The organism is Kibdelosporangium persicum, assembly GCF_013280595.1.
Lineage (GTDB): Bacteria > Actinomycetota > Actinomycetes > Mycobacteriales > Pseudonocardiaceae > Kibdelosporangium > Kibdelosporangium persicum.
Genome location: NZ_JAAATY010000001.1, coordinates 328063 through 348807, shown reverse-complemented (window position 1 = coordinate 348807; position 20745 = coordinate 328063). Strand labels below are relative to the sequence as shown.

24 protein-coding genes are annotated in these 20745 nt (G+C 67.5%); 11 read left to right on the top strand and 13 right to left on the bottom strand.

Annotated elements, in window-relative coordinates; genetic code table 11:
- Nucleotides 1-130 precede the first annotated feature (130 nt).
- A complete protein-coding gene (locus GC106_RS01640) occupies nt 131-583 on the bottom strand; it encodes a L,D-transpeptidase (RefSeq protein WP_312872344.1) in 453 nt (150 codons plus the stop codon).
- A gap of 186 nt (nt 584-769) precedes the next feature.
- Here GC106_RS01640 and GC106_RS01635 point away from each other — a divergent pair, with 186 nt between their 5' ends.
- The 3 genes from GC106_RS01635 (at nt 770) to GC106_RS01625 (ending at nt 2648) form a co-directional block, all read left to right on the top strand.
- Complete coding sequence (locus tag GC106_RS01635; RefSeq protein ID WP_173123557.1) at nt 770-1378, top strand: TetR/AcrR family transcriptional regulator; 609 nt, start codon at nt 770-772, stop codon at nt 1376-1378.
- 127 nt (nt 1379-1505) lie between these two features.
- Nucleotides 1506-1898 (top strand): ester cyclase, encoded by a 393-nt coding sequence (locus GC106_RS01630; RefSeq protein WP_173123555.1) that lies wholly within the window; start codon nt 1506-1508, stop codon nt 1896-1898.
- 63 nt (nt 1899-1961) lie between these two features.
- Nucleotides 1962-2648 (top strand): SDR family NAD(P)-dependent oxidoreductase, encoded by a 687-nt coding sequence (locus GC106_RS01625; RefSeq protein ID WP_173123553.1) that lies wholly within the window; start codon nt 1962-1964, stop codon nt 2646-2648.
- Between the two features lie 89 nt (nt 2649-2737).
- Here the strand turns inward: GC106_RS01625 and GC106_RS01620 are convergent, their stop codons facing one another.
- Nucleotides 2738-3580: a spermidine synthase gene (locus tag GC106_RS01620; protein WP_173123551.1), complete on the bottom strand. Its 843-nt coding sequence runs from the start codon at nt 3578-3580 to the stop codon at nt 2738-2740.
- A gap of 96 nt (nt 3581-3676) precedes the next feature.
- Nucleotides 3677-4285 (bottom strand): class I SAM-dependent methyltransferase, encoded by a 609-nt coding sequence (locus tag GC106_RS01615; protein ID WP_173123550.1) that lies wholly within the window; start codon nt 4283-4285, stop codon nt 3677-3679.
- Nucleotides 4286-4380: 95 nt separating this feature from the next.
- On the opposite strand from GC106_RS01615, the gene GC106_RS01610 reads away from it, so the two are divergent.
- The gene (locus GC106_RS01610; protein ID WP_312872343.1) at nt 4381-5370 is read left to right on the top strand and encodes an alpha/beta fold hydrolase; all 990 of its coding nucleotides are present in this window, start codon (nt 4381-4383) and stop codon (nt 5368-5370) included.
- Here the strand turns inward: GC106_RS01610 and GC106_RS01605 are convergent.
- The 7 genes from GC106_RS01605 to GC106_RS01575 form a co-directional block, all read right to left on the bottom strand.
- A complete protein-coding gene (locus tag GC106_RS01605) occupies nt 5363-5935 on the bottom strand; it encodes a TetR/AcrR family transcriptional regulator (protein ID WP_173123548.1) in 573 nt (190 codons plus the stop codon). The genes GC106_RS01610 and GC106_RS01605 overlap by 8 nt on opposite strands.
- Nucleotides 5935-6747, bottom strand: coding sequence for a class I SAM-dependent methyltransferase (locus GC106_RS01600; protein ID WP_173123546.1), 813 nt, complete (start codon nt 6745-6747; stop codon nt 5935-5937). Before GC106_RS01600 ends, GC106_RS01605 begins: the two co-directional genes overlap by 1 nt.
- A 145-nt stretch (nt 6748-6892) precedes the next feature.
- Nucleotides 6893-8332 carry an acyl-CoA synthetase gene (locus tag GC106_RS01595; protein WP_173123544.1) on the bottom strand — a complete coding sequence of 480 codons (1440 nt, stop codon included), beginning with the start codon at nt 8330-8332 and terminating at the stop codon, nt 6893-6895.
- Nucleotides 8329-9609: an MFS transporter gene (locus GC106_RS01590; protein WP_173123542.1), complete on the bottom strand. Its 1281-nt coding sequence runs from the start codon at nt 9607-9609 to the stop codon at nt 8329-8331. The genes GC106_RS01595 and GC106_RS01590 overlap by 4 nt, the downstream gene beginning before the upstream one ends.
- Nucleotides 9610-9619: 10 nt before the next feature.
- The gene (locus tag GC106_RS01585; RefSeq protein WP_173123540.1) at nt 9620-10078 is read right to left on the bottom strand and encodes a MaoC family dehydratase; all 459 of its coding nucleotides are present in this window, start codon (nt 10076-10078) and stop codon (nt 9620-9622) included.
- Entirely contained in the window at nt 10075-10947 is an 873-nt protein-coding gene (locus GC106_RS01580; protein WP_173123538.1) for an amidohydrolase family protein, read from the bottom strand. The genes GC106_RS01585 and GC106_RS01580 overlap by 4 nt, the downstream gene beginning before the upstream one ends.
- Complete coding sequence (locus tag GC106_RS01575; RefSeq protein WP_173123536.1) at nt 10944-11825, bottom strand: SDR family NAD(P)-dependent oxidoreductase; 882 nt, start codon at nt 11823-11825, stop codon at nt 10944-10946. Before GC106_RS01575 ends, GC106_RS01580 begins: the two co-directional genes overlap by 4 nt.
- An 86-nt stretch (nt 11826-11911) precedes the next feature.
- On the opposite strand from GC106_RS01575, the gene GC106_RS01570 reads away from it, so the two are divergent.
- From GC106_RS01570 to GC106_RS01550, 5 genes are read left to right on the top strand one after another with little or no spacing between them, the layout of a single operon-like run.
- Complete coding sequence (locus tag GC106_RS01570) at nt 11912-12715, top strand: PaaX family transcriptional regulator (RefSeq protein ID WP_312872342.1); 804 nt, start codon at nt 11912-11914, stop codon at nt 12713-12715.
- Nucleotides 12716-12718: 3 nt separating this feature from the next.
- Nucleotides 12719-13312: a GNAT family N-acetyltransferase gene (locus GC106_RS01565; protein ID WP_173123534.1), complete on the top strand. Its 594-nt coding sequence runs from the start codon at nt 12719-12721 to the stop codon at nt 13310-13312.
- Entirely contained in the window at nt 13299-14060 is a 762-nt protein-coding gene (locus GC106_RS01560; protein WP_173123532.1) for a cyclase family protein, read from the top strand. Before GC106_RS01565 ends, GC106_RS01560 begins: the two co-directional genes overlap by 14 nt.
- Nucleotides 14057-15652 carry a thiamine pyrophosphate-binding protein gene (locus tag GC106_RS01555; RefSeq protein ID WP_173123530.1) on the top strand — a complete coding sequence of 532 codons (1596 nt, stop codon included), beginning with the start codon at nt 14057-14059 and terminating at the stop codon, nt 15650-15652. The genes GC106_RS01560 and GC106_RS01555 overlap by 4 nt, the downstream gene beginning before the upstream one ends.
- A gap of 58 nt (nt 15653-15710) precedes the next feature.
- Complete coding sequence (locus tag GC106_RS01550) at nt 15711-16505, top strand: SDR family oxidoreductase (protein WP_173123528.1); 795 nt, start codon at nt 15711-15713, stop codon at nt 16503-16505.
- A gap of 79 nt (nt 16506-16584) precedes the next feature.
- On the opposite strand, the gene GC106_RS01545 is transcribed toward GC106_RS01550, so the two are convergent.
- Nucleotides 16585-17046, bottom strand: coding sequence for a GtrA family protein (locus tag GC106_RS01545; protein WP_312872341.1), 462 nt, complete (start codon nt 17044-17046; stop codon nt 16585-16587).
- A 78-nt stretch (nt 17047-17124) separates the two neighbouring features.
- On the opposite strand from GC106_RS01545, the gene GC106_RS01540 reads away from it, so the two are divergent.
- Together GC106_RS01540 and GC106_RS01535 are read left to right on the top strand one after the other, a co-directional pair.
- Nucleotides 17125-18714, top strand: a complete 1590-nt coding sequence (locus GC106_RS01540; protein WP_173123526.1) for a metallophosphoesterase — start codon at nt 17125-17127, stop codon at nt 18712-18714.
- Nucleotides 18711-19613: an NAD(P)H-binding protein gene (locus GC106_RS01535; protein WP_173123524.1), complete on the top strand. Its 903-nt coding sequence runs from the start codon at nt 18711-18713 to the stop codon at nt 19611-19613. The genes GC106_RS01540 and GC106_RS01535 overlap by 4 nt, the downstream gene beginning before the upstream one ends.
- Here the strand turns inward: GC106_RS01535 and GC106_RS01530 are convergent.
- Nucleotides 19608-19841, bottom strand: a complete 234-nt coding sequence (locus GC106_RS01530) for a DUF397 domain-containing protein (RefSeq protein ID WP_173123522.1) — start codon at nt 19839-19841, stop codon at nt 19608-19610. The genes GC106_RS01535 and GC106_RS01530 overlap by 6 nt on opposite strands.
- A gap of 18 nt (nt 19842-19859) precedes the next feature.
- Nucleotides 19860-20705 (bottom strand): helix-turn-helix domain-containing protein, encoded by an 846-nt coding sequence (locus GC106_RS01525; RefSeq protein ID WP_312872340.1) that lies wholly within the window; start codon nt 20703-20705, stop codon nt 19860-19862.
- Nucleotides 20706-20745: the final 40 nt, after the last annotated feature.

Sequence of the window (20745 nt, the reverse complement as noted above, 5' to 3'; positions counted from 1 at the left end):
TCGGACCCGCTCGACGACACGCCAAGCGACGGACCCGACCGCGAGCGTGACCACGACGACGTGAGATGGATGTAGAGCGAGGCGTGCCAACGGTTTCGGCACGATCACAGCCTCGCCCTACGCTCTTCGGTTACGTCACTACCTGTACCTGGTCGCCGACCTTCAAGGTGGCGAAGAACTTCGCAGCGGCGGACTTGGCGAGGTGCACACAGCCGTGCGACTTCTCACGCAGGCTGCCCTGATGGAACGCGATGCCACCGTTGAAGAACACCGAGTACGGCATCGGCGCGTCGAACTGCTTGCTCTGGTAGTGGCGATACTTACGCGTCACCTTGAACGTCCCGGGAGGCGTTTCCCACCCGGGCTTGCCATGCGTGACCGGAACCGGGCCGTAGGTGACAGTCCCGTTGCTCATCAGCCACGCCTGGTTCGAGGAAAGGTCAAGGCATGCCTTCGCTGTCTTCGCACACGGTGCGTTCGCGGCGGCCTGCGCTTCCTGCGGCATCACGACGGCCGTTCCGAGCCCGAGCGCCAGTCCAAGGGGGACACTCGCGATCGCGGTCGTCAGCCGACGTACTCGCACTGTTACCACCTCCGGGGCGTTTAGTGGGTTGGCCGTTACTCTCTGACTACCCCCGATTCGCTAATGCACACACGATCGTGCGCGTTTTCCCTCAAGCGGACCACTTCGCCGCCGACTGTCCACAGTGGAGAAGTCTGGACGTGGATTTCCGTATCGATCGACACAGAAAGGGGTAGAGTGGGCGGAATGGGAACCAGACAGCGCCGCCCCACCGGCCGGCCTCGCGGATTCGACGCCGACGAAGCGCTCGATCGTGCCATGCGGGTCTTCTGGGAGCACGGCTACGAAGGAGCCAGTCTCACCACCCTGACCGACGCGATGGGCATCTCCAGCACCAGCATGTACGCGGCCTTCGGCAACAAGGAGGAGCTGTTCCGCAAGGCCCTGGAGCGCTACACCGAGGGCCCGAGCGCCTACCTGGCCCGAGCACTGGAAGAGCCCACCGCCCTCGGCGTCGCCACCGCGATCCTGACCGGAACGATCCGCACCACCACCCGCCCGACCGGTCCCCATGGATGCCTGGGCGTCCAGGGCGCCCTGGCCACCAGCGACGCGAGCCACGCGGCCCGCGACCTGCTCGTCACGTGGCGCGACAGCGGCTATTCCCGCGTCCGGGAACGGTTCGGACGAGCCGTCGACGACGGTGACCTGCCGCCGGAGACCGACCCGGCCCTGCTCGCCCGCTACGTCACCACCTTGGCCTACGGCATCGCCGTGCAAGCCGCCAGCGGCGTCGGCCGTGACGAACTCCAGGACATGGTCGACGCCGCCCTGCTCACCTGGCCGCCCTGCTGAGGTTCGTCTCCTTCGTCACCCGGCTCCCACTTCCGCAGCGATCGATACAGAATGTGCTACGGTGAGTTCTGTATCAATCGATGCAGAAGTTCGACCAGGTCAGCACAGCACCAGGAAAGGGCCTCCGATGTCCGACAGCGATCTGCGCGGGTTCTACCTGCGTTACATGGACGAGATGAACGCCCACCGGGTCGACCGAATGCACGAGTTCATCGCCGACCGGACCACGTTGAACGGGGAGCCTGCCACCCGGGACGACCTCATCGCCGTGCAGAAGGCCGACGTGGCCGCGGTTCCGGACCTGCACTGGGAGCTCAAGGAACTGCTCCTCGACGGTGATCGTCTGGCCGCGCGGCTGGTCAACACGGGCACGCCGGTGCGGGAGTGGCTCGGTGTGCCCGCGACCGGCGCCTCGTTCGAGATCACCGAGTACGCCATCTACCAGGTGCGCGACGGACGGTTCGTGCACATGACGGCCCTGCATGACGCGGGTGAACTGCGCCGGCAGCTGACCGGCTGACCGTTTCGAGCCAGGCACTCGCACCCCACGGTCCACTGGGGCCACACACTTCGGAAGGAAATCATGACCGTCACGCTGATCACCGGAGCCAACAAGGGCATCGGTTTCGAGACAGCCAAACAACTTCAGGAACTGGGGCACACCGTCTACATCGGAGCGCGCGACACCGGGCGAGGCGAGAAGGCCGCGGCGGCACTCGGCGCACGGTTCGTTCAGCTCGACGTGACCGACGACGCCTCGGTGAGCGCCGCGCTGGCGACGATCAGCGCGGAGGAGGGACGGCTCGACGTCCTGGTGCACAACGCCGGCGTCCTCGGCAACGAACCCCTCGACGGCCCGACGGCCCTGCGGGTGTTCGACACGAACGCGGTGGGGATCGTCCGCGTCACCGAAGCGGCACTCCCCTTGCTGCGCAAGTCCTCGAACCCCACCGTGGTCACCGTGTCGAGCAGCGCCGGATCGTTCTGGGCGGTGACCAATCCCGACCGGCCCGAATTCCACCTGCCGGTGCCGTTGTACTCCGCGTCCAAGGCGGCGGCGACCATGCTGACGGTCCAGTACGCCAAGGCCTACCCCGGCATCAAGTTCAACGCACTGGAGCCCGGGACCACAGCCACCGACATGACCGCGGCCTTCGGAATCGGACGATCTCCGGAGGAGAGCGCCAAAACCGTCGTGCGCCTGGCCACTCTCGACGAGAACGGCCCGACCGGGACCTACCAGGACGAAACCGGACCACTGCCCTGGTAGCCGCCGCCAGCCCAAAACCCCAGCTCACCCCTCGTGAGTGTTTATCGGTGTTCTAACCCTGATAAACACTCACGAGGGGGTTTGGGGGCTCAGGTGAAGGCGGTGTCCGGTGGGGTGGGGGCGGTCACGCCTTCCGCGTCGGTGATGGGCTTGGCGCCGCGATGGAACTCGCGCAGCTTCTCCCCTGTCACCAACCGCGCCGGAAACGCCGCCGAAGCCGCGCGACGAGTCAGTTCCGCCACCGGCAGTCCCGACATGGACGCCGCCACGACCATGTTGCCGAATCGCCTGCCCCGCAACACACCGGGGTCGGCCAGCAGCAGCACCTCGTCGAAGACCTCGGCGACCGAGGCGACGACCCGGCGCGCGAACTGCCACTTCGGGCCGTCGGTGACGTTCAGCACGTACGTGCCCGCGGGTCGCAGCACCCGGTTGACGTCACGGGCGAACTCGACCGTGGCCAATCCCCCGGGCATCTCGGCGGACACGAACGCGTCCAGCACGACCAGGTCCGCGGAGTCCTCACCCCGGGTCGCGATCCCCTCGCGGCCGTCGGAGATCCGCACCCGCAGCGCCGGGACGCTGCGCAGGTCCAGCCGTTCGCGGACCAGGTCGATCAGTTCCTCGTCAGGATCGAGGACGAGCTGACGCGAGCCGGGCCTGGTCGCGGCGACATAGCGCGGCAACGTGCAGGCGCCGCCGCCGATGTGCACGGTCGTCAGCGGCCCCGCGGGCAGACAGTCGATCACATCGCCGATCCGGCGGACGTAGTCGAACTCCAGGTGTGTGGGGTCGTCCAGGTCGACGTAGGACTGGGCGACGCCGTCCACGCTCAGCAGCCAGCCGTCCGGCCGGTCCAGGTCGCGGATCACCTCGGCAGTGCCGAAGCGCACCTCACGGCGCCCACCGCGTACCTTGTGGCCTTTCGACATGCCGCCAGCCTATGTCCGCCGCACATGGCCTGTCCCCAAGGGGGCTGCCAGTTGGACGAGGGTCATAGGCATGAAGGCCGTTTCCCCCGGTGACGATCAGGCCACCGCGACGCCCGTGATCAACGGCCGCACCCAGCTCGGCATACCGCGCCAGCGCTCGTCCTGCATGCGTTTGATCTCGAACCTGCCGGCCAGCGCGGTCGCGGTGTCCCGGTCGGTATGACACCCACCCGCGAACTTCGCCCAGTGCGGTGCGATCCGCCGTTGGCCTCGAGCTGCCTTCGTGTCCTGCGCGAGCACGTGTTCGCAGAACAGGAAGACGCCGCCGGGCCGGAGGACACGGGCGATCTCGTCCAGCACGGCCTCGACGTCCGGCACCGTGCAGAGCACCAGGGTCGAGACGACCGTGTCCACGCTGTCGTCGGGCACCGGCAGTTCCTCGCCAGTCGCCTGCCGGACAACGACTCCCGTCCTTCCGGCCGCCCTTCCGCGCAGACGTTCGTACATCGGGGCGACCGGTTCGGTGAGGATCAGCTCGCTCACCTCGCTGGTGTAGTGCGGCACGTTCAGTCCGGTCCCGGCACCGATTTCCAGCACCCGGCCACGTGCTTCCCGCAGCAGGTCCGCCCTGCGTGCCCGCATGCCGCGTCGTTCCCCCAGCCAGAGGAACGGGTCGTAGACCGCGGCGAAGAAACTCTCTTTCATGGCGCCAGCCTCGTCCTGTCCGCGCCCGGTCACATCGCCGGAACAGGCCATTCTGGCTACTGGCCGATCCGGGCCAGCCGGATACGCTGGCCGGCGTGGCAGAGCCGCTGGTCCGTTTCGCCTCGGTGCGCGGCCGCGACGTGGCATGGGCGTCCGCCGGGTCGGGCCCGCCGCTCATCGCGGGCGGTTGGTGGTGCCGTGACCTGGACCAGGAATGGCGGATGGCGGCGTTCCGGGAGCTGGTGACGTTGTTCGGCACCGGCGTCACCCTGATCCGCTACGACCGCGCGGGCGCGTTGTCGTTGGATGATGAACTGGCCACGCTCGCCGCGGTCGTGTCCCAGGTGGGCGAGCCTGTGTCGTTGTTCGGCGCGTCGTCCGGCGGATGCGTTTCGTGCGCCTACGCGGCTTCGCATCCCGATCAGGTGGACCGACTCGTGCTCTACGGGACCTACGCTTACGGTGCCGAGATCACCAGTCCCGCGGCGCAATCCTCCTTTGTGGACATCATCGGCCGGCACTGGGGCGTCGGTTCGCGGTTGCTGGCCGACCTGTTCCTGCCGGACACCACCGCGGAGCAACGCCTTGAGTTCGTGCGGTACCAACGCGCCGCGATGGACCCGGCCGACGCGGCGGCCGCGTTGCAGGCGGTTTACTCGTTCGACGTCCGGCCGTATCTGCCGCGGATCCAGGCGCCGACCCTCGTCCTGCATCGCCGCGGCGACCGGGTGATCCCGCTGCGTCTCGGCCGCTCGATCGCCGAGACGATCCCGGGTGCCGCCTTCGTCGCGCTCGACGGGACGAACCACATGCCGTGGGTCGGGGACTCGGCCGCGATCGTCGAGCACACGTTCCGGTTCCTCAATCTCGCGCCACCGCCCTCCTCGGACAAGGGCGACCTGTCCGCGCGGGAGATCGACGTGCTACGGCTGGTGGCGGCGGGCCTGAGCGACCAGGAGATCGCGGCCCGTCTCACGTTGAGCGCGCACACTGTGCACCGGCACGTCGCCAACATCCGTACCAAGCTGGGCTTGCCTTCCCGCACCGCGGCGGCGGCGCACGCGGTGCGGTCGGGCCTCATCTGATTCCGTCGAGTACCGTCTGGACGATCTTGTCCACGTCGGGGTGCTTCGTGGTCGGCGAATGCGACAGCAACCCGGACAGCACGGTCTCGTGGCAGATCCCGACGATCAGCGCGGTCGCCGTTGCTGTGTCGGCATGGTCCTTCACTCTGCCCAAGTCCTGCTCGGCCTTGAGGTAGGCGGCCAGCCGATCACGCCAGTGGCCGCCGTGCCCGGTGCGTTCCAGTCGCTCCAGGACCGCCGGTTGACCGAGGAACGCGGCGAAACCGGGCAGGATCGCCTTGTGCAGAGCCAAGCCGTACTCGAGATGCGACGCGAGGTTCTCTTCGAGAGTCTTCGTTCCCGGCTCGGGCAGCTCGTGGAGGCCGCTCTCGACATTGCGCACGTGCATGGTCAGCGCGGCGGCCAGCAACTCCTCTTTGTCGGTGAAGTGGTTGTACAGCAGGCCATCCGCGACTCCTGCCCGCTTGGCGATCGCCCGCACGGTGAGCCCGGCCGGGTTCTCGGCGATCATGTCCGCCGCCGTCGTGACCAAGTGCTCTCGCAGGTCCGTTCTGCGTGGCGGCATCAGGCGTTGGCCTGCACGAGCCACGCGTGGCCACGAAGCCTTACCGCGTCAGGTGTCTCGAAGGGCTCCAGGGCTTTGGCAAGTGCTTGTCTGGCCTTGCCGGCGTTCTCGTGGCCGGCCAGGTCCATGTGGTACTTCACCGGGCCCCAGTCGCTGATGAAGCCGGCTGCGTCGGCGACGTCCCGGCCCCAGATCTGGTCAGCCTCGACCCGTGTGCACGTGATGTCGCGGAAACCCGCACCGGACAGGACTTCCTCGGTCCGCGTCGGGTCCGCGAACGACGTCGGACCAGTCCCGTCACCACCCGTCGGCCACGGCAGGAACGGCGCCATCGCGTCGAAGAGCGAGCCAAGATCCGTGCCCTTCAACGAAGTCATGCACAGGAAGGCCAACCGTCCCCTCGGGGTCAACGCTCGGCGGATGTTGCCGAACGCGGCCACGGGGTCAGCGAAGAACATGATCCCGAACCTGCTGACGGCGATGTCGAACTGACCCGGTTCGAACGGGAACACCTGCGCGTCCCCCTGCTCGAACCTCACATGGGGCACGTCCGCGGCACGCAACCGGGCCACCGACAGCATCGGAGCCGACAGGTCGACCCCGGTCGCCGACCTGGCGGCCCGCGCGGCCAGCCTGGTGAGCTGCCCGTTGCCACACCCGATGTCAAGAACCCGATCCTCAGCCCTGAGGCACTCGAGCACAAACCTGTTGAACCCGCCGTTCATCGCGTCGTACCGCGAATCATGCGCGGCCCAGTGCTGCCCCTCGTAGCCGTTCCACGCTTCCGCCTGCCCGGTGTTCACAATGCTCATCGTCGCCCCATCGGTCATGAACGCTTGTTCATGAACATACGTTCACGACCACCCGGACGTCAAGCACCCCACCGCCCCCAACTCCCCCTCGTGAGTGTTTATGCGTGTTAGAACACGGATAAACACTCACGAGGGGAGGCTGGGGTCACCGCAGGTGGGACTTCTGGATTTTGCCGGACGCGGTACGCGGCAAGTCGGCCACGATCTCCAGGTGGGCGGGGATCTTGTACTTGGCCAGCTTCGGCAGCAGGAACTCGCGCAGCTCCGCCAGGCTCAGCGAAGCATCGGGACGCAGGACCACGAAGGCCTTGCCGACCTCGTTCCACCGAGGGTCGGGTACGCCGATCACTGCCGCCATGGCCACCGAAGGGTGGGCGTAGATGGCGCTCTCCACCTCGGCCGGGTAGACGTTCTCGCCGCCGGAGATGAACATGTCCTTCACGCGGTCCACGATGTACAGGTAGCCGTCCTCATCGGCATAGGCCACGTCGCCGGACCGGAACCAGCCGTCCTCGAAGGCGGTCGAGGTGGCCGAGGGATTCCGCCAGTAGCCGGGCGTCACGTTCGGCCCCTTGATCAGCACCTCGCCTGGTGTGCCCACAGGGGCGTCCACACGGACGGAGGTGAAGAACATCGGCACACCAGCCGAACCGGCCTTGGCGACGCTCTGCGCGGCCTCCAGGAACGTGGCGCCCGGCGCGGTCTCGGTCAGGCCGTAGCCCTGGCAGAACACGAGACCGCGGTCCTGGTACGTCCGGATCAGCGAAACGGGGATCGGCGCGCCGCCGGACATCAGGGTGCGCAGGGACGACAGGTCCGCGTCCGCCCATCGGGGCGATTGGGTCAGCGAAGCGAACATCGTCGTCACTCCGAACATCAGCGTGACACGGTGGCCCGCGATCAGGTCGAAGCACAGATCCACGTCCCAGTTCGGCGTGATCACCGAACAACCGCCTTTGATGAACGTCGGCAACAGCGTCTGGCCGAGGGCGGCGACGTGGAACAGCGGCGCGGCGATCAGTGTCACCTCGTCGCCTGCCACGTCGACCGCGACGAGGAGGTTGTAGGTGTTCCAGATCATGTTGGCGTGGCTCAGCATCGCGCCCTTGGGCCGCCCGGTCGTCCCCGAGGTGTAGAGGATCAGCGCGATGTCGTCCGAGGAGACCGGGACTTCGACGGGTGACGTCGAGCCGAGTGAAAGCCACTCCTCGTAGGCATCCAACGAGATTGTCTTGGTGTCGGTGACGGCGGCGGTGGACGGATCGCGCACCACCAGTTTGATCCCGGCGTCGGTGACCATGTACGCGATCTCCGGTGCGGTCAGGCGGAAGTTCAGCGGGACGAAGATCGCGCCGAGCATGTGCGTGGCGAACATCGTCTCGACGAAGGCGGGGTGGTTGGGACCGAGGTAGCCAACCCGGTCGCCGGCCTCGATACCACTGGCCCGCAGTTGCCAGGCCACTTGTGTCGCCCGCCGGTAGAGCGAGCCGTACGTGACTGCCTGCCCCTGGTAGACGATCGCCGTACGCTCCGGCGACAGCATCGCCCGGCGAGCCGGCCAGCCACCCAAGCCCGCGTCACTCATCGCGCGTCTCCCACCGGCCTCGGCATCAGGTCCCGATCACTGGTCTCGGTCAAGGCAAGCACACATCCGGCCGCCAGCAAACAGAAAGCCGCGACCGTACCGGAAATGGCCAGTGTCCCGCCGCCGGCTCGTTGCACCTCGGCGAACAGCAGCGGCGCGATCCCGGCGCCCAGGCCTCCGATCTGGTAGACGAGCGAAGCGCCGGTGTACCGGTTCCGCGTGGTGAACATCTCCGAGTACAGCGCGGCGAGCGGCCCGTACATCGCGGCATGCAGGATTCCCTGCCCGACCACCAGAGCCAGCACCAGCAGCCCGGCGCTGCGGGCGTCGATCATCGGGAACAACACGAACGCCCAGACCGCCATCGACACCGTCCCGGCGAGCACGATCGGCCGCCTGCCGAACCGGTCGGACATCGCCGAGAAACCGAGGATGCCGAACACCGCGCACACCGACGAGATCGTCAGGACGTTCAGCACGCCCTGACGGGTGTGCCCGGCCTGCACGGCATAGGAGATCACGAACGTGGTCAAAGTGGACTGTGCGACGAACGCGGCGAACCCGACACCGACACCCAGCAGCAGCGTCTTCGGGTGCTCACGCAACACCTCCAGCACCGGAATCCGGCGCCGTTCAGTGCGCGCGGCCTGGAACGCGGGCGTCTCCTCGACCTTGAGCCGCACGAACAACCCGATCGCGAGCAGAACCAGACTCAGCAGGAACGGAATCCGCCAGCCCCAGTCCAGAAACGCCTGCTCACCCACGGCGGCCGACGTTCCGGTCAGCACGGCGGTGGACAGGACCATTCCGGTCGGCGCGCCCGCGTTGGTGAACCCGGCCCACAGTCCACGGCGTGACTTGGCGTGCTCGGCGGACATCAGGACCGCGCCGCCCCACTCACCGCCGACCGCGATGCCCTGGATCACCCGCAGCAGGATCAGCCCGACCGGCGCCACCCCGCCGACCTGCGCGTACGTCGGCAGCACGCCGATCAGGAAGCTGGCGAGGCCCATCAACGTCATGGACAGCACCAGCATCCGTTTGCGGCCGAGCAGGTCACCGAAGTGTCCGAAGAGGATTCCGCCGATCGGCCGGGCCAGGTACCCGGTGGCGAACGTGCCGAAGCTGGCGACCGTGGCGAGCAGCGGGTCGAGGTTGGCGAAGAACACCTTGTTGAACACCACGGCCGAAGCCGTGCCGTAGAGCAGGAAGTCGTAGTACTCGATCACGCTGCCGAGGTAGCTGGAGGTGACCGCCCGGCGTAGCTGAGTCGCCATGACACGCCTCCTAGGCGTAGTGCCGGTACACCGCGCGTGCGACGCACGCGGGCTTGTCCGAGCCGTCGATCTCGACGGTGAAATCCATGGTCATCTGCACACCCGGGCCGGGCACGTCCTCGGCCGCGGCCACCTTGCCCGCCAGCCGGATCTTGCCGCCGACCGGCACCGGAGCGGGGAACCGGACCTTGTCCAGGCCGTAGTTGACGCTCATCCGGACGCCTTCGATCGTCAGCAGCCGCCCGAACAGCGGGATGAGCAGCGACAACGTCAGGTAGCCGTGGGCGATGGTCCCGCCGAACGGGCCGTCGGCCGCCCGCCGCGCGTCGACGTGGATCCACTGGTGGTCGTCGGTGGCGTCGGCGAACGTGTTCACCCGGTCCTGGGTGATCGGCATCCACTCGGTGTGGCCGAGGTCCCGGCCGGCCAGCGCCTTGATCTCGGCGAGTCCGTGTGCGTGTGTGGTCATGGTCCCTCCAGGCCCAGGAGGCGGATCGCGTTGTGCTTGAGGATCTTCGGCCGTACTTCGGGCTTGATCTCCAGCTTGGCGAAGTCGGCCAGCCAGCGGTCCGGCGTGATCACCGGGTAGTCCGAACCGAACAGGACCTTGTCCTGCAGCAGGGAGTTGGCGTAGCGGACGAGTTGTGGCGGGAAGTACTTCGGCGACCACCCGGACAGGTCGATGTAGACGTACGGCTTGTGCGTCGCCACGGCCAACGCCTCGTCCTGCCATGGGAAAGACGGATGGGCCAGGATGATTCGCAGCTCGGGGAAGTCCACCGCCACGTCGTCGACCAGCATCGGGTCGGAGTACTTCAGCCGGATACCGCCACCGCCGGGCACACCGGCGCCGATGCCGGTCTGTCCAGTGTGGAACAGAGCGGGCACGCCGAGCTCTTCGATCACCTCGTAGAGCGGGTACGCCAGCGAATCGTTGGGCGCGAAGCCCTGGATGCTGGGATGGAACTTGAAGCCGCGGACCCCGTGCCGCTCCACCAGCCGGCGGGCTTCGTGAGCACCAGCGCGGCCTTTCCACGGATCGACGCTGGCGAACGGAATGAGCACGTCCGGGAACTCGGCGCAGCTCTCGGCGATCTCCTCGTTGGCGATCCGCGGATGCCCGGTGGCGTGTTCGGCGTCCACTGTGAACACGACCGCGGCCATGTGGCGTTCCGCGTAGTACGCCGCCATCTCCGGGATCGTCGGCTGGCGGTGGTCGTGCGCCTTGAAGTAGTCCGCCGACGCTCCCAGCAGGTGCGGGCTCAGCGAGCCGTGCCCGTCCTTGGACACCTCGGCGTGTGTGTGGACATCGATGGCCACCAGCGAATCAAGGTTCATGGCATCGGTATCCCGTAGCTCTCCAGTGGCCAGGACACCTCGGCGATCTGTGCGGCCGTCCAGCCCCCGTCGCTGTACGTTCTCACCTTCTCCGCCGGGTGCGACCACAGCGCGAGCTTGTCGCCGCCGATCCCGATCGCCTGCCCGGTCACACCGGCCGAGGCGTCGGACGCCAGGTACACGATCAGTGGTGCCACGTCCTCGACCGTGCCGAGGCCCTCGTCCTTGCGCAGCCAGTCCGGAAACGGTGTGCCGGTGCGTTCCGCGTCCTCGATGGCGGGGCCGAACGCGGGAATGGTCTTGGTCATCTCGGTCGCGGCGACCGGCACGACCGCGTTCACCGTGATCCGCGCCTTGGCCAGTTCCAACGCCCATGTCCGGGCCATCGCGACGATCCCGGCCTTGGCGGCGGCGTAGTTGCCCTGGCCGAAGTTGCCGCGCTGACCGGCGGGTGAGGAGACCAGGATGAGCCTGCCGCCGGTCCCCTGCTCACGCATCCGCACCGCGGCGGCCCGTGCGCAGGTGAAAGTCCCGCGCAGATGGACGTTGACGACAGCGTCGAAGTCCTCGTCGGTCATCTTCCACAGCACGCGGTCACGCAGGATGCCCGCGTTGGTGACCATGGTGTCGAGCCGGCCGAACTCGGTCACGGCCGCGCCCACGAGCTGGTCGGCGACCTCCGTGCCGCCGACCGGGGCGACGACCTCGACGGCCCGGCCACCGGATTCGGTGATCGTTCTGACGACGTCCACAGCGGACTCGGCGTCCACGTCGTTGACGACGACGGCGGCTCCAGCGGCCGCCAGCGCTACGGCGTAGGCACGGCCGAGGCCGCGTCCGGCACCCGTGACGACGGCGACTTTGCCAGTCAGGTCCATGAACCGAAAGTACGTCACATTAGTGACGGCCGTCAATCTGTTGCCCAACATCATGGCGGTCTACCCTGGACGCCGTGGAGGACCCGGTGACACGCCCGCAACCGCTCATGCTCAGCTTCCTGGGCATCTACCTGCTGGAACGCCATACAGCGGTGTACTCGGGCAGCATCATCGACGTGTTCGCACGGGTCGGCGTGTCCGAAGAGGCCGTCCGCTCGACGCTCACCCGGATGGCCGGTCGTGGCCTGCTGGAGCGCCATCGCCGCGGCCGTCGCGTCTACTTCGGACTGACCCAGCGGGCGACGGACGTCCTCGCCGACGGCGCCCGGCGGGTCTGGCAGACCGGAGCGGTGAACCGCGACTGGGACGGCACCTGGACGCTCGTGGCGTTCTCGATGCCGGAGGGCCGTCGCAGCGACCGGCACGACCTGCGGTCGCAGCTGATCTGGGCGGGATTCGGCCTGCTGCAGAACGGCCTGTGGATCGCGCCGGGCCACAAGGACGCCGCCGCGATCGTCGAACAGCTCGGCCTGACCGAGAACGTCACGGTCTTCACGGCCCAGCACGCCAAGCCGACCGAGTCGGCGGATCTGGTGCACAAGGCGTTCGACACGGATGCGATCGCCGCCCGCTACAAGGAGTTCCTGGCCCGCTGGGACACCGCGGCGCCGCTGCCGTCCGCGCCCGACGACCTGGCCCGTCAGCTCATCCTGCACACCGACTGGCTGAACCTCGTCCGGCAGGACCCGCACCTGCCCGCCGAGCACCTGGCCGGCGACTGGCCCGCGATCCGTGCCGAGGAGACGTTCCAGGCACTGGCCAACCAGTACCAGCAGCCGGCCGCGGACATCGCCAGGCAGGTCATCGAGGAGATCTCCGTGCGAGGATGAGGAATGCCGTCCCTCGTTGACCCGGTCCTGCCCGCGGGATCGCTGAGCGCGCTCCGCCAGCCCGTCCTGGAGATCGGCGATCACCGCACGCTCCGGCCGTGGCGCGACGGGGACATTCCGGTCGTCCGCGCGGCATTCGACTGCCCGGACATCCAACGCTGGCACACCCGCCGGATCGACTCCGACGGGGAAGCGCTCGCCTGGATCACCCGATGGGACCGCGGCTGGCAGGAGGAAACCGAGGTCAACTGGGCGATCGCGGACGACGACAAGGCCATCGGCCAGGTCGGGTTGCGCGGCATCAGCCTGGCCTCGTCGGTGGCGGAACTGGCCTACTGGCTGCTGCCCGAAGCACGCGGCGCCGGTGTGATGGCGAAAGCCGTCGAGGTGATGACGAGGTGGTGCTTCGACACGGTCGGATTCCACAGGTTGTTCTTGAAGCATTCGACCGCGAACATGGCTTCGTGCCGCGTCGCCACCACCGCCGGATTCGTCCACGAAGGCACCTTCCGGGCGTCGATGCTGCACGTCGACGGCTGGCACGACGCGCATTTCCACGCACGGCTCAACGAAGGGAACGACCATGGGGCTGCTTGACCAGGTACGCGACGCGATCCAGACCGGCGGGATCGAGGTCGTCGACCTGACCGCGCCGCTCTCGTCGAGCACGCCGATCCTGCGGTTGCCTGAGCCGTTCTCGAACACGATCCCGTTCCAGCTCGAAGAGATCAGCCGGTACGACGAGAAAGGCCCGGCCTGGTACTGGAACAACATCCACACCGGCGAGCACACCGGCACGCACCTCGACGTGCCCGTGCACTGGGTGTCCGGCAAGGACGGGCACGACGTGTCCCAGGTGCCGATCAGGACTCTGGTGGCCCCGGCCGTGGTGATCGACGTGTCCGCCGGTGTCTCCGGCGACGACGACTACCTGCTGGAGATCGAGGACGTCAAGCGCTTCGAGGCCGAGCACGGCCGGTTGCCGGACGGCGGCTGGCTGCTGGTCCGCAGCGGCTGGTCGGCCCGATCCGACGACGCCGCGAGTTTCCTGAACGAGTCGCACAGCCCTGGCATGTCGGCGGAATGCGCGCGATGGCTCGCCGAGGAGACGCCGCTGACCGGCGTCGGCGTCGAGACGGTCGGCACGGACGCGGGTGCGGCGCACAGCTTCGACCCGCCTTTCCCGTGCCACAACTACATGTTGGGCGCGGGCAAGCACGGGTTGACGCAACTGCGCAACCTGGAGCTGCTGCCGGCGACCGGTTCGATGCTGGTCGTGTCACCGTTGCCGATCGTCGGCGGATCGGGCAGCCCGGCCAGGGTCTTCGCGCTGGTCGAACGATGAGGGTCGCCGGACTGGTCGGCCAGACGTTGGCGCGGCTCGGTGTGGCCCAGGCGTTCGGCGTGGTCGGGAGCGGCAACTTCGAGATGACGAACGCGCTGCGTGCGCACGGAGTGCCGTTCGTCGCGACTCGGCACGAGGCCGGTGCGGTGACCATGGCCGACGCCTACAGCAGGATGAGCGGTCGCATCGCCCTGGTGTCCGTACACCAGGGCTGCGGCCTGACGAACGCGATGACGGGGATCGCCGAGGCGGCCAAGAGCCGGACGCCGATGATCGTGCTCACCGGGGACACCCCGAGTTCGGCGACGTTCGCCAACTTCCGGATCGACCAGCACGCGGCCGTCACGGCTCTCGGCGCGACGCCGGAACGCGTGCACAGCGCCGAAACCGCTGTCGCGGACACGGTTCGGGCGTATCGGACAGCCGTGCACGAGCGCCGTACGGTTGTGCTCAACGTGCCCCTCGACGTTCAGTCAATGGAGGCCGAGCCGTCGACCGTGCCATCGGTGCGACCGCTGTTGCCGATCCGGCCGAACCACAAGGCGGTCGAAGACCTGGCCGCCTTGATCAACGCGTCCACCCGCCCGGTGTTCATCGCGGGCCGTGGCGCTCGGGGCGCGGCGAAGGAAATCCGTGAACTCGCCGCGAAGACCGGCGCCCTGCTGGCCACATCGGCTGTGGCGCACGGCCTTTTCCATGACGATCCGTGGTCACTGGGAATCTCCGGCGGCTTCTCCTCACCGCTGGCGGCCGGCCTGATCTCGGGCGCGGACCTGGTCGTCGGCTGGGGTTGCGCGTTCACCAAGTGGACGACACGCCGGGGAAAGCTGCTCACCGGCAAAGTCGCCCACGTCGACATCGGCGGGCAGGCCCATCAGCCCGTCGATCTCGCGGTGTACGGCGACGCGGGCGAAACCGCGAAGGACGTCGCCGGCCTCGTCACTGTCCGCACGGGATACCGCACACCGGACGTCGAGGCACGGCTCGCCGCCGGTCCGGGCTGGCCGGTGCCGGACCTGTCGACCGGCACCCACATCGATCCGCGGGAACTGAGCGCGCGGCTGGACGGGATACTGCCCCGCCAGCGGATCGTGGCCGTGGACTCCGGCAACTTCATGGGCTACCCCAGCGCTTACCTGTCCGTGCCGGACGAGTCCGGGTTCTGTTTCACCCAGGCGTTCCAGTCGATCGGGCTCGGGCTGTTCACCGCGATCGGCGCCGCACTGGCCCGGCCGGACCGGCTGCCGGTCGCCGCGGTGGGCGACGGCGGGTTCCTGATGGGCATAGCGGAGTTGGAAACCGCGGTCCGGCTGCGGATACCGATGGTGATCGTGGTGTACAACGACTCGGCGTACGGCGCCGAGATCCACCACTTCGGACCGGACGCCGATTTGTCCACTGTGTCCTTTCCAGATCCCGGAATCGCCGAGATGGCACGTGGTTTCGGATGCGCCGCCGTGACTGTCCGGACCGCCGACGACCTGGCTGACGTGTCCGCCTGGCTGACCGCCGGCCGTGACCGGCCGTTGGTGGTCGACGCGCGGATCGCCTCGGACGGCGGGTCCTGGTGGCTGCACGAAGCGTTCGGGTGAGCGGATTCTGGCAAGAAGTAGACAGGTCACGACAAGTGGACGTCACTAGAATTACGCTATGGAGTTCGGCGGCAGGCATGTCCTGATCACCGGCGCCGCCAGCGGGATCGGAGCCGCGCTGGCCGACCGGTTCGCCAAAGAGGGTCCCCGCGGGATCACCGTCGTGGACAAGGATTTTTCCGGTGTGCGGGAGACAGCGTCGCGTGTGGACGGTCTGGCCATCGAGGCCGACGTCGGCAGGGAGTCGGAGATCCGGCGCGTGATCGCCGAGGCGGAGCACCGGTCCGGCCCGATCGACCTGTTCTTCTCCAACGCGGGCGTCCCGCTGCCGGTCGGCGGCGTCGATGTGCCGGACGACGGCTGGCAGTCGCTGTGGAACGTGCACGTGATGGCCCACATCTGGGCGATGCGGGCGTTGCTGCCCGCGATGATCGAACGCGGCGAGGGCTACCTGGTCAACACGGCCTCGGCCGCGGGCCTGGTCATGACGCCCGGCGCGGCGCCGTACACCGTGACCAAGCACGCCGCACTGGCGCTCGCGGAGTCGTACGCCGTGATGTACAGCCACACCGGCGTCCGTTTCTCGTGCCTGTGCCCGGGCTTGGTCGAGACACCGCTGATGGAAACCGTGGACGACGACCCGGTGGGCCGCGCGGTCCGCATGGGCATGGGCGAACACGGCCTGGACCCGACCGTCGTGGCCGACATCGCGGTCCGCGGCCTGATCGAGGAACGCTTCCTGATCCAGACCCACCCGGACGCCATCGTCCCGGCCGCCCGGCTGCGCGCCGTGGAACCCGAGGTCTACCTGGAAGCGATGCAGGAGCTGTGGTTCGCGGCCCAACGCAGCTAAACCCTCGTGAGTGTTTATCAGGGTTAGAACACGGATAAACACTCACGAGGTGGAGCTGCACTGGTCTCGTTGCCGGTGCTCACTTCCGGAAGACGACCCACCGCATAGCCGCGTACATGTAGACGGCCTCGCACGCACCGGCCGCGAGCCGCGCGATGCGGTAGTCGACGCCGAGTGCGGCGAGGCCACTGCCGACACCGAGGATCCACGCGAGGTAGTTGACGATCACGACGACCACGTAGATGCCGAACTGCGGGCCGACAGGAGCGTGCGACCGGAAGTTGAACGCCCGGTTGAGGAAGTAGCTCAACGCGAACGCGCACGCGTAGGCGATCGTGATGCTCAGCCACAGCACGACGTCGAGCAGCCCATGCAGGATGCTCAGCAGCACGAGGTCGACGCCGAAGGTGAAGCTGTTGATCACGGCGAAGCCCAGCAGGCTCGGCGGCACGATCCTGTTGAGCCCGAACGGCAGCCGGGCGGCGATCGTGGCCATGGCGGCGTTGAATTTGCGGCCCCGCTCGGCCGCAGTCGTCTGCACGGCCGCAGCCTGGCAAGGACAGGTGTACGCCAGGCGACTGCCGATCAACGTGCCGGGAAAACTCGGTAAACTGCCCGAATGTCTCAGCTGGGTTTCCAGCGCCGGCGCCCGGTGCGCTGGCTCACCCCGAGGGTCCTGATCAGCACCGGGATCAAGTCGATGCTCGCGGGGATCTTCGGATCCTATGCCGACAAGCGCGAACTGCAACAAAGCCTGCCGTCACCGGTGCACGCCTGCGGCGACGACGAGGTGTGGTTCGACTTCGTCGCCGATCTCGGCGACGGCTTCGACGCCACGTACTCGGTCGCGTTCCTGCTCGCCGCACCGCACCTGGAGATCGACGGGCACACGTTGCCCCGCGGCCAAATGCTGGTAATGGGCGGTGACGAGGTCTATCCCGCGGCGACGTACCAGGCCTACGAGGACCACACCAAAGGACCGTACCGAACGGCGTTGCCCTCGGCGGACGATCCCCCGCTGTTGTTCGCCTTACCCGGCAACCACGACTGGTACGACGGGCTGACCTCGTTCTTACGGACTTTCGCGCAGCAACGCGCGATCGGCGGCTGGCGGACCGAGCAGGCCCGCAGCTACTTCGCGGTCGAACTGCCGCACCGCTGGTGGCTGTTCGCCGTCGACACCCAGTTCGGCGAGTACATCGACACGCCGCAGTTGGAGTACTTCCGCGCAGCCGCCGAACGCCTCGCGGGCGGCGACGCGGTGATCCTGTGCACGCCCACACCTGCCTGGGCCTACGCGCCGGACGACCACCGTGGCTACGACGTCATCCAGTTCTTCGACCGCGAAATCATCCGCCCCACGGGTGCCCGTATCCGTGTGATGCTCTCCGGCGACTCACATCACTACGCCCGGTATTCGGGGTCTGACGAACGCATCACGTGCGGCGGTGGCGGCGCGTACACCTCGGCTACGCACCTGTTGCCTGAGGAACTTGACCTTCCCCCGCAGGAAGCCCGCATCCCTGCCCCTGTGGAGACGTTCTCGCTGGAGGCGACTTACCCCTCGCGCACGGAGTCCGCGAAGCTCGCCGCGGGGATCTTTCGGCTGCCGTTCACCAACCCGGGCCTCTGGGGCCTGACAGGGGTACTGCAGACAATACTCGCCGTGTTCCTCCAATTCGGACTGACAGTGGAGTTGGACGGCGCCTTCGGTGAACTGGCGACGTGGGCGCCCACGGCGTTCATGGTCGTGCTGGTGGCGTTCGCCGCATTCGCCTTCGCCCGGTTGGGCCCGCCGCGACCAGGCCGGGCCTTGGCCAGTGTGCTGCATACGGTGGCTCACCTGGCTTTGGCCGCGTTGTGGGCGGCGGTCTTGCTGTGGATGGGCGGTGCGGCTGCGGTATGGATGGCTCTGCTGGTGACGCCGATGTTGATCGGGTTCCTGGACGCGGAGTTGGTGGCGTTGTACCTGCTGGTGGCCAGCCGCTGGGACATCAACACGAACGAGGCGTTCGCCGGGCAGGGCATCGAGGACTACAAGAGCTTCCTCCGGATGCACATCACGCGGACCGGTGAGCTGGAGATCTACCCGGTGAAGGTGCCACGGATCTGCCGTTCCTGGCGGCCGAACCCAGGGACGCCACGCCTGGTGCCGGACGAAGAACTGACAGCGGAGTTGATCGAAGACGTGATCAGGGTGTCGATATGAGGATCATGGTGGTCGGCGGCACTGGCCTCCTGGGGTACCACGTGGTGGAACAGGCACGAGCCCGAGGACACGAAGTCGCCGTCGTGGCACGGACTCACCGTCCTGGCGTGGACCACGCCATTGAAGGTACGGACGTAACCTCCGAGCTGCTGAAGGGTTACGACGGCGTGGTGTTCGCCGGTGGCGTGTACGACCGCACAGCCTCAGGCAGCATGGAAACGCGCTTGCGTAACGGGTACGTCGATCCCGCGGTGGCGGTGATGCGTGCGGCTCGGGAAGCGGGTTGCAGCCGGGCGGCGATGCTGGGGTCGTATTACGCGTACTTCGAGCGGGTCCGACCGGAGTGGAAGTTGTCCGCGCGGCATCCGTATGTGCGTGCGCGGTTGGAGCAGGCGTCGTTGGCACGCGAGGCCGTCGGGCCCGACCTGCCGTTGGCCATCGTCGAGATCCCTTACGTGGTCGGCGTGGCACCCGGCCGCGTGCCAAACTGGTCGACGCCGTACGTGAAGTGGGTCCGCTCCCCTGTCCCCCTGGTTGTTCCCACTGGTGGCACGGCCGTGACCAGCGCCCGAGCCGTCGCGGAGACGACGGTGACGGCCTTGGAGGACGGCTCGAACGCCAACATCCCTGTAGCGGAAGAGAACCTGACGTGGAAGGACATGGTCAGCCGGATGGCCGCGGCGGCCGGCAAGCCACGGAAGGTGCGTGAGATCCCGGCTCCCGTGCTCCGGAAACTGGCGCAGTTCAGTGGTGCGCTGATGCGCCTGACCCGCAGACCACCCGAGATGATCGACATCGGCCACATGGACGACCTGTACATGCACGAGATGTACCTGGAGCCGAAGACACCGAGGTCGCTCGACGCGGAGATCGCCGAGACGGTGTCGGCAGGGTCATAGCCGGTCGCAGAACTCACGCCAGGTCAGAGGGGGAAAGGTGAGGATGCCTGCGGCGGGGTTCTTGGAGTCACGGACCGCGAACGCCGGAGGCATCTTCGCCACCTCGACACAGGCGGCGTTGTCGTTGCCGCCGCTGAAGCTGCTCTTCCGCCAGGGAGCCACCTCGACGCAGTTTCCGTTGGTTCCGGTTCCGCTGCGGCTGCTCTTTCGCCAGACCAGTCCATCCACCGTGAACGCCCTCGCTCGTTAGGGGCCATGCAACTCGCTCGCCATCCGGTCGAGCAACGCCACTGAGTCGGCCGGGCTCAGCGCATCATCAGACCGCAAGCAGTCAAACGAAAGTTTAGCCTCCTCAACCTTCTCCGGTTCCTCGATGTGAAGAGCTCCACCCGGATACTCGACATAGAGCAGTTCGGGGTCCTCTGGGTCGGGAAACCGCAGGATGGCGAAGGCGCCATCCATTGAGTGGTGTACTCCGCGCTTCAGTGGGAGCACTTGAAGGGTGACCGTTGGCAGCTCCGCTACTGCGATGAGATGTCTCAGCTGTTCCCGCATCACTGCCACACCGCCGACTTCTCGGCGCAAGGCTCCCTCATCCACCACAGCACTCAACTCCAGCGGCCAGTTCTGATCGGTCAACCGGGCCTGGCGAATGATCCTGACTCTCGTGTCGTTCTTCAGCCGAATCGGGTCCTGGTTGGGCCGCAAGCGGAACAGCGCGCGGATGTAAGCCTCGGTCTGCAGGAGGCCAGGAATCACCGAGGTCGAGAACTCGCTGACTCGTGCGGCAGCGGTCTCGACATCGACATACCCCAGGTCTTTGAACCCATAGGCGCGGAACCAGGGTGTCTTCGCTGCCTCCCGCACTTCGTCCAGGAGGTTCGCGTCGAAGATGTCGTAGATGTCCATGATCGAGCGGGCCAGGTGGACGTCCGCCTTCGTCTCCCCGGTCTCGATCCGGTTCAGCGCACTTCGCGCCTTGTCCAGTTTGGCGGCGGCCTCGTCGAGGGTGAGTCCTGCTTGTTCGCGCATCCGCCGCAACTTCGCGCCCAGCCGTCTCCGCAGGAACGGGGGCCGTATCGGAGTCCTCACAGCGCGTCATCCTTACAGGCAGGGACCACAAACTTGGGAA

Bases quoted from the DNA above. Each gene is read 5' to 3' on its own strand.
- GC106_RS01635 (WP_173123557.1), top strand. From the start codon at position 770: ATGGGAACCAGACAGCGCCGCCCCACCGGCCGGCCTCGCGGATTCGAC.
- GC106_RS01630 (WP_173123555.1), top strand. From the start codon at position 1,506: ATGTCCGACAGCGATCTGCGCGGGTTCTACCTGCGTTACATGGACGAG.
- GC106_RS01625 (WP_173123553.1), top strand. From the start codon at position 1,962: ATGACCGTCACGCTGATCACCGGAGCCAACAAGGGCATCGGTTTCGAG.
- GC106_RS01620 (WP_173123551.1), bottom strand. From the start codon at position 3,580: ATGTCGAAAGGCCACAAGGTACGCGGTGGGCGCCGTGAGGTGCGCTTC.
- GC106_RS01615 (WP_173123550.1), bottom strand. From the start codon at position 4,285: ATGAAAGAGAGTTTCTTCGCCGCGGTCTACGACCCGTTCCTCTGGCTG.
- GC106_RS01605 (WP_173123548.1), bottom strand. From the start codon at position 5,935: ATGCCGCCACGCAGAACGGACCTGCGAGAGCACTTGGTCACGACGGCG.
- GC106_RS01600 (WP_173123546.1), bottom strand. From the start codon at position 6,747: ATGAGCATTGTGAACACCGGGCAGGCGGAAGCGTGGAACGGCTACGAG.
- GC106_RS01595 (WP_173123544.1), bottom strand. From the start codon at position 8,332: ATGAGTGACGCGGGCTTGGGTGGCTGGCCGGCTCGCCGGGCGATGCTG.
- GC106_RS01590 (WP_173123542.1), bottom strand. From the start codon at position 9,609: ATGGCGACTCAGCTACGCCGGGCGGTCACCTCCAGCTACCTCGGCAGC.
- GC106_RS01585 (WP_173123540.1), bottom strand. From the start codon at position 10,078: ATGACCACACACGCACACGGACTCGCCGAGATCAAGGCGCTGGCCGGC.
- GC106_RS01580 (WP_173123538.1), bottom strand. From the start codon at position 10,947: ATGAACCTTGATTCGCTGGTGGCCATCGATGTCCACACACACGCCGAG.
- GC106_RS01575 (WP_173123536.1), bottom strand. From the start codon at position 11,825: ATGGACCTGACTGGCAAAGTCGCCGTCGTCACGGGTGCCGGACGCGGC.
- GC106_RS01565 (WP_173123534.1), top strand. From the start codon at position 12,719: ATGCCGTCCCTCGTTGACCCGGTCCTGCCCGCGGGATCGCTGAGCGCG.
- GC106_RS01560 (WP_173123532.1), top strand. From the start codon at position 13,299: ATGGGGCTGCTTGACCAGGTACGCGACGCGATCCAGACCGGCGGGATC.
- GC106_RS01555 (WP_173123530.1), top strand. From the start codon at position 14,057: ATGAGGGTCGCCGGACTGGTCGGCCAGACGTTGGCGCGGCTCGGTGTG.
- GC106_RS01550 (WP_173123528.1), top strand. From the start codon at position 15,711: ATGGAGTTCGGCGGCAGGCATGTCCTGATCACCGGCGCCGCCAGCGGG.
- GC106_RS01540 (WP_173123526.1), top strand. From the start codon at position 17,125: ATGTCTCAGCTGGGTTTCCAGCGCCGGCGCCCGGTGCGCTGGCTCACC.
- GC106_RS01535 (WP_173123524.1), top strand. From the start codon at position 18,711: ATGAGGATCATGGTGGTCGGCGGCACTGGCCTCCTGGGGTACCACGTG.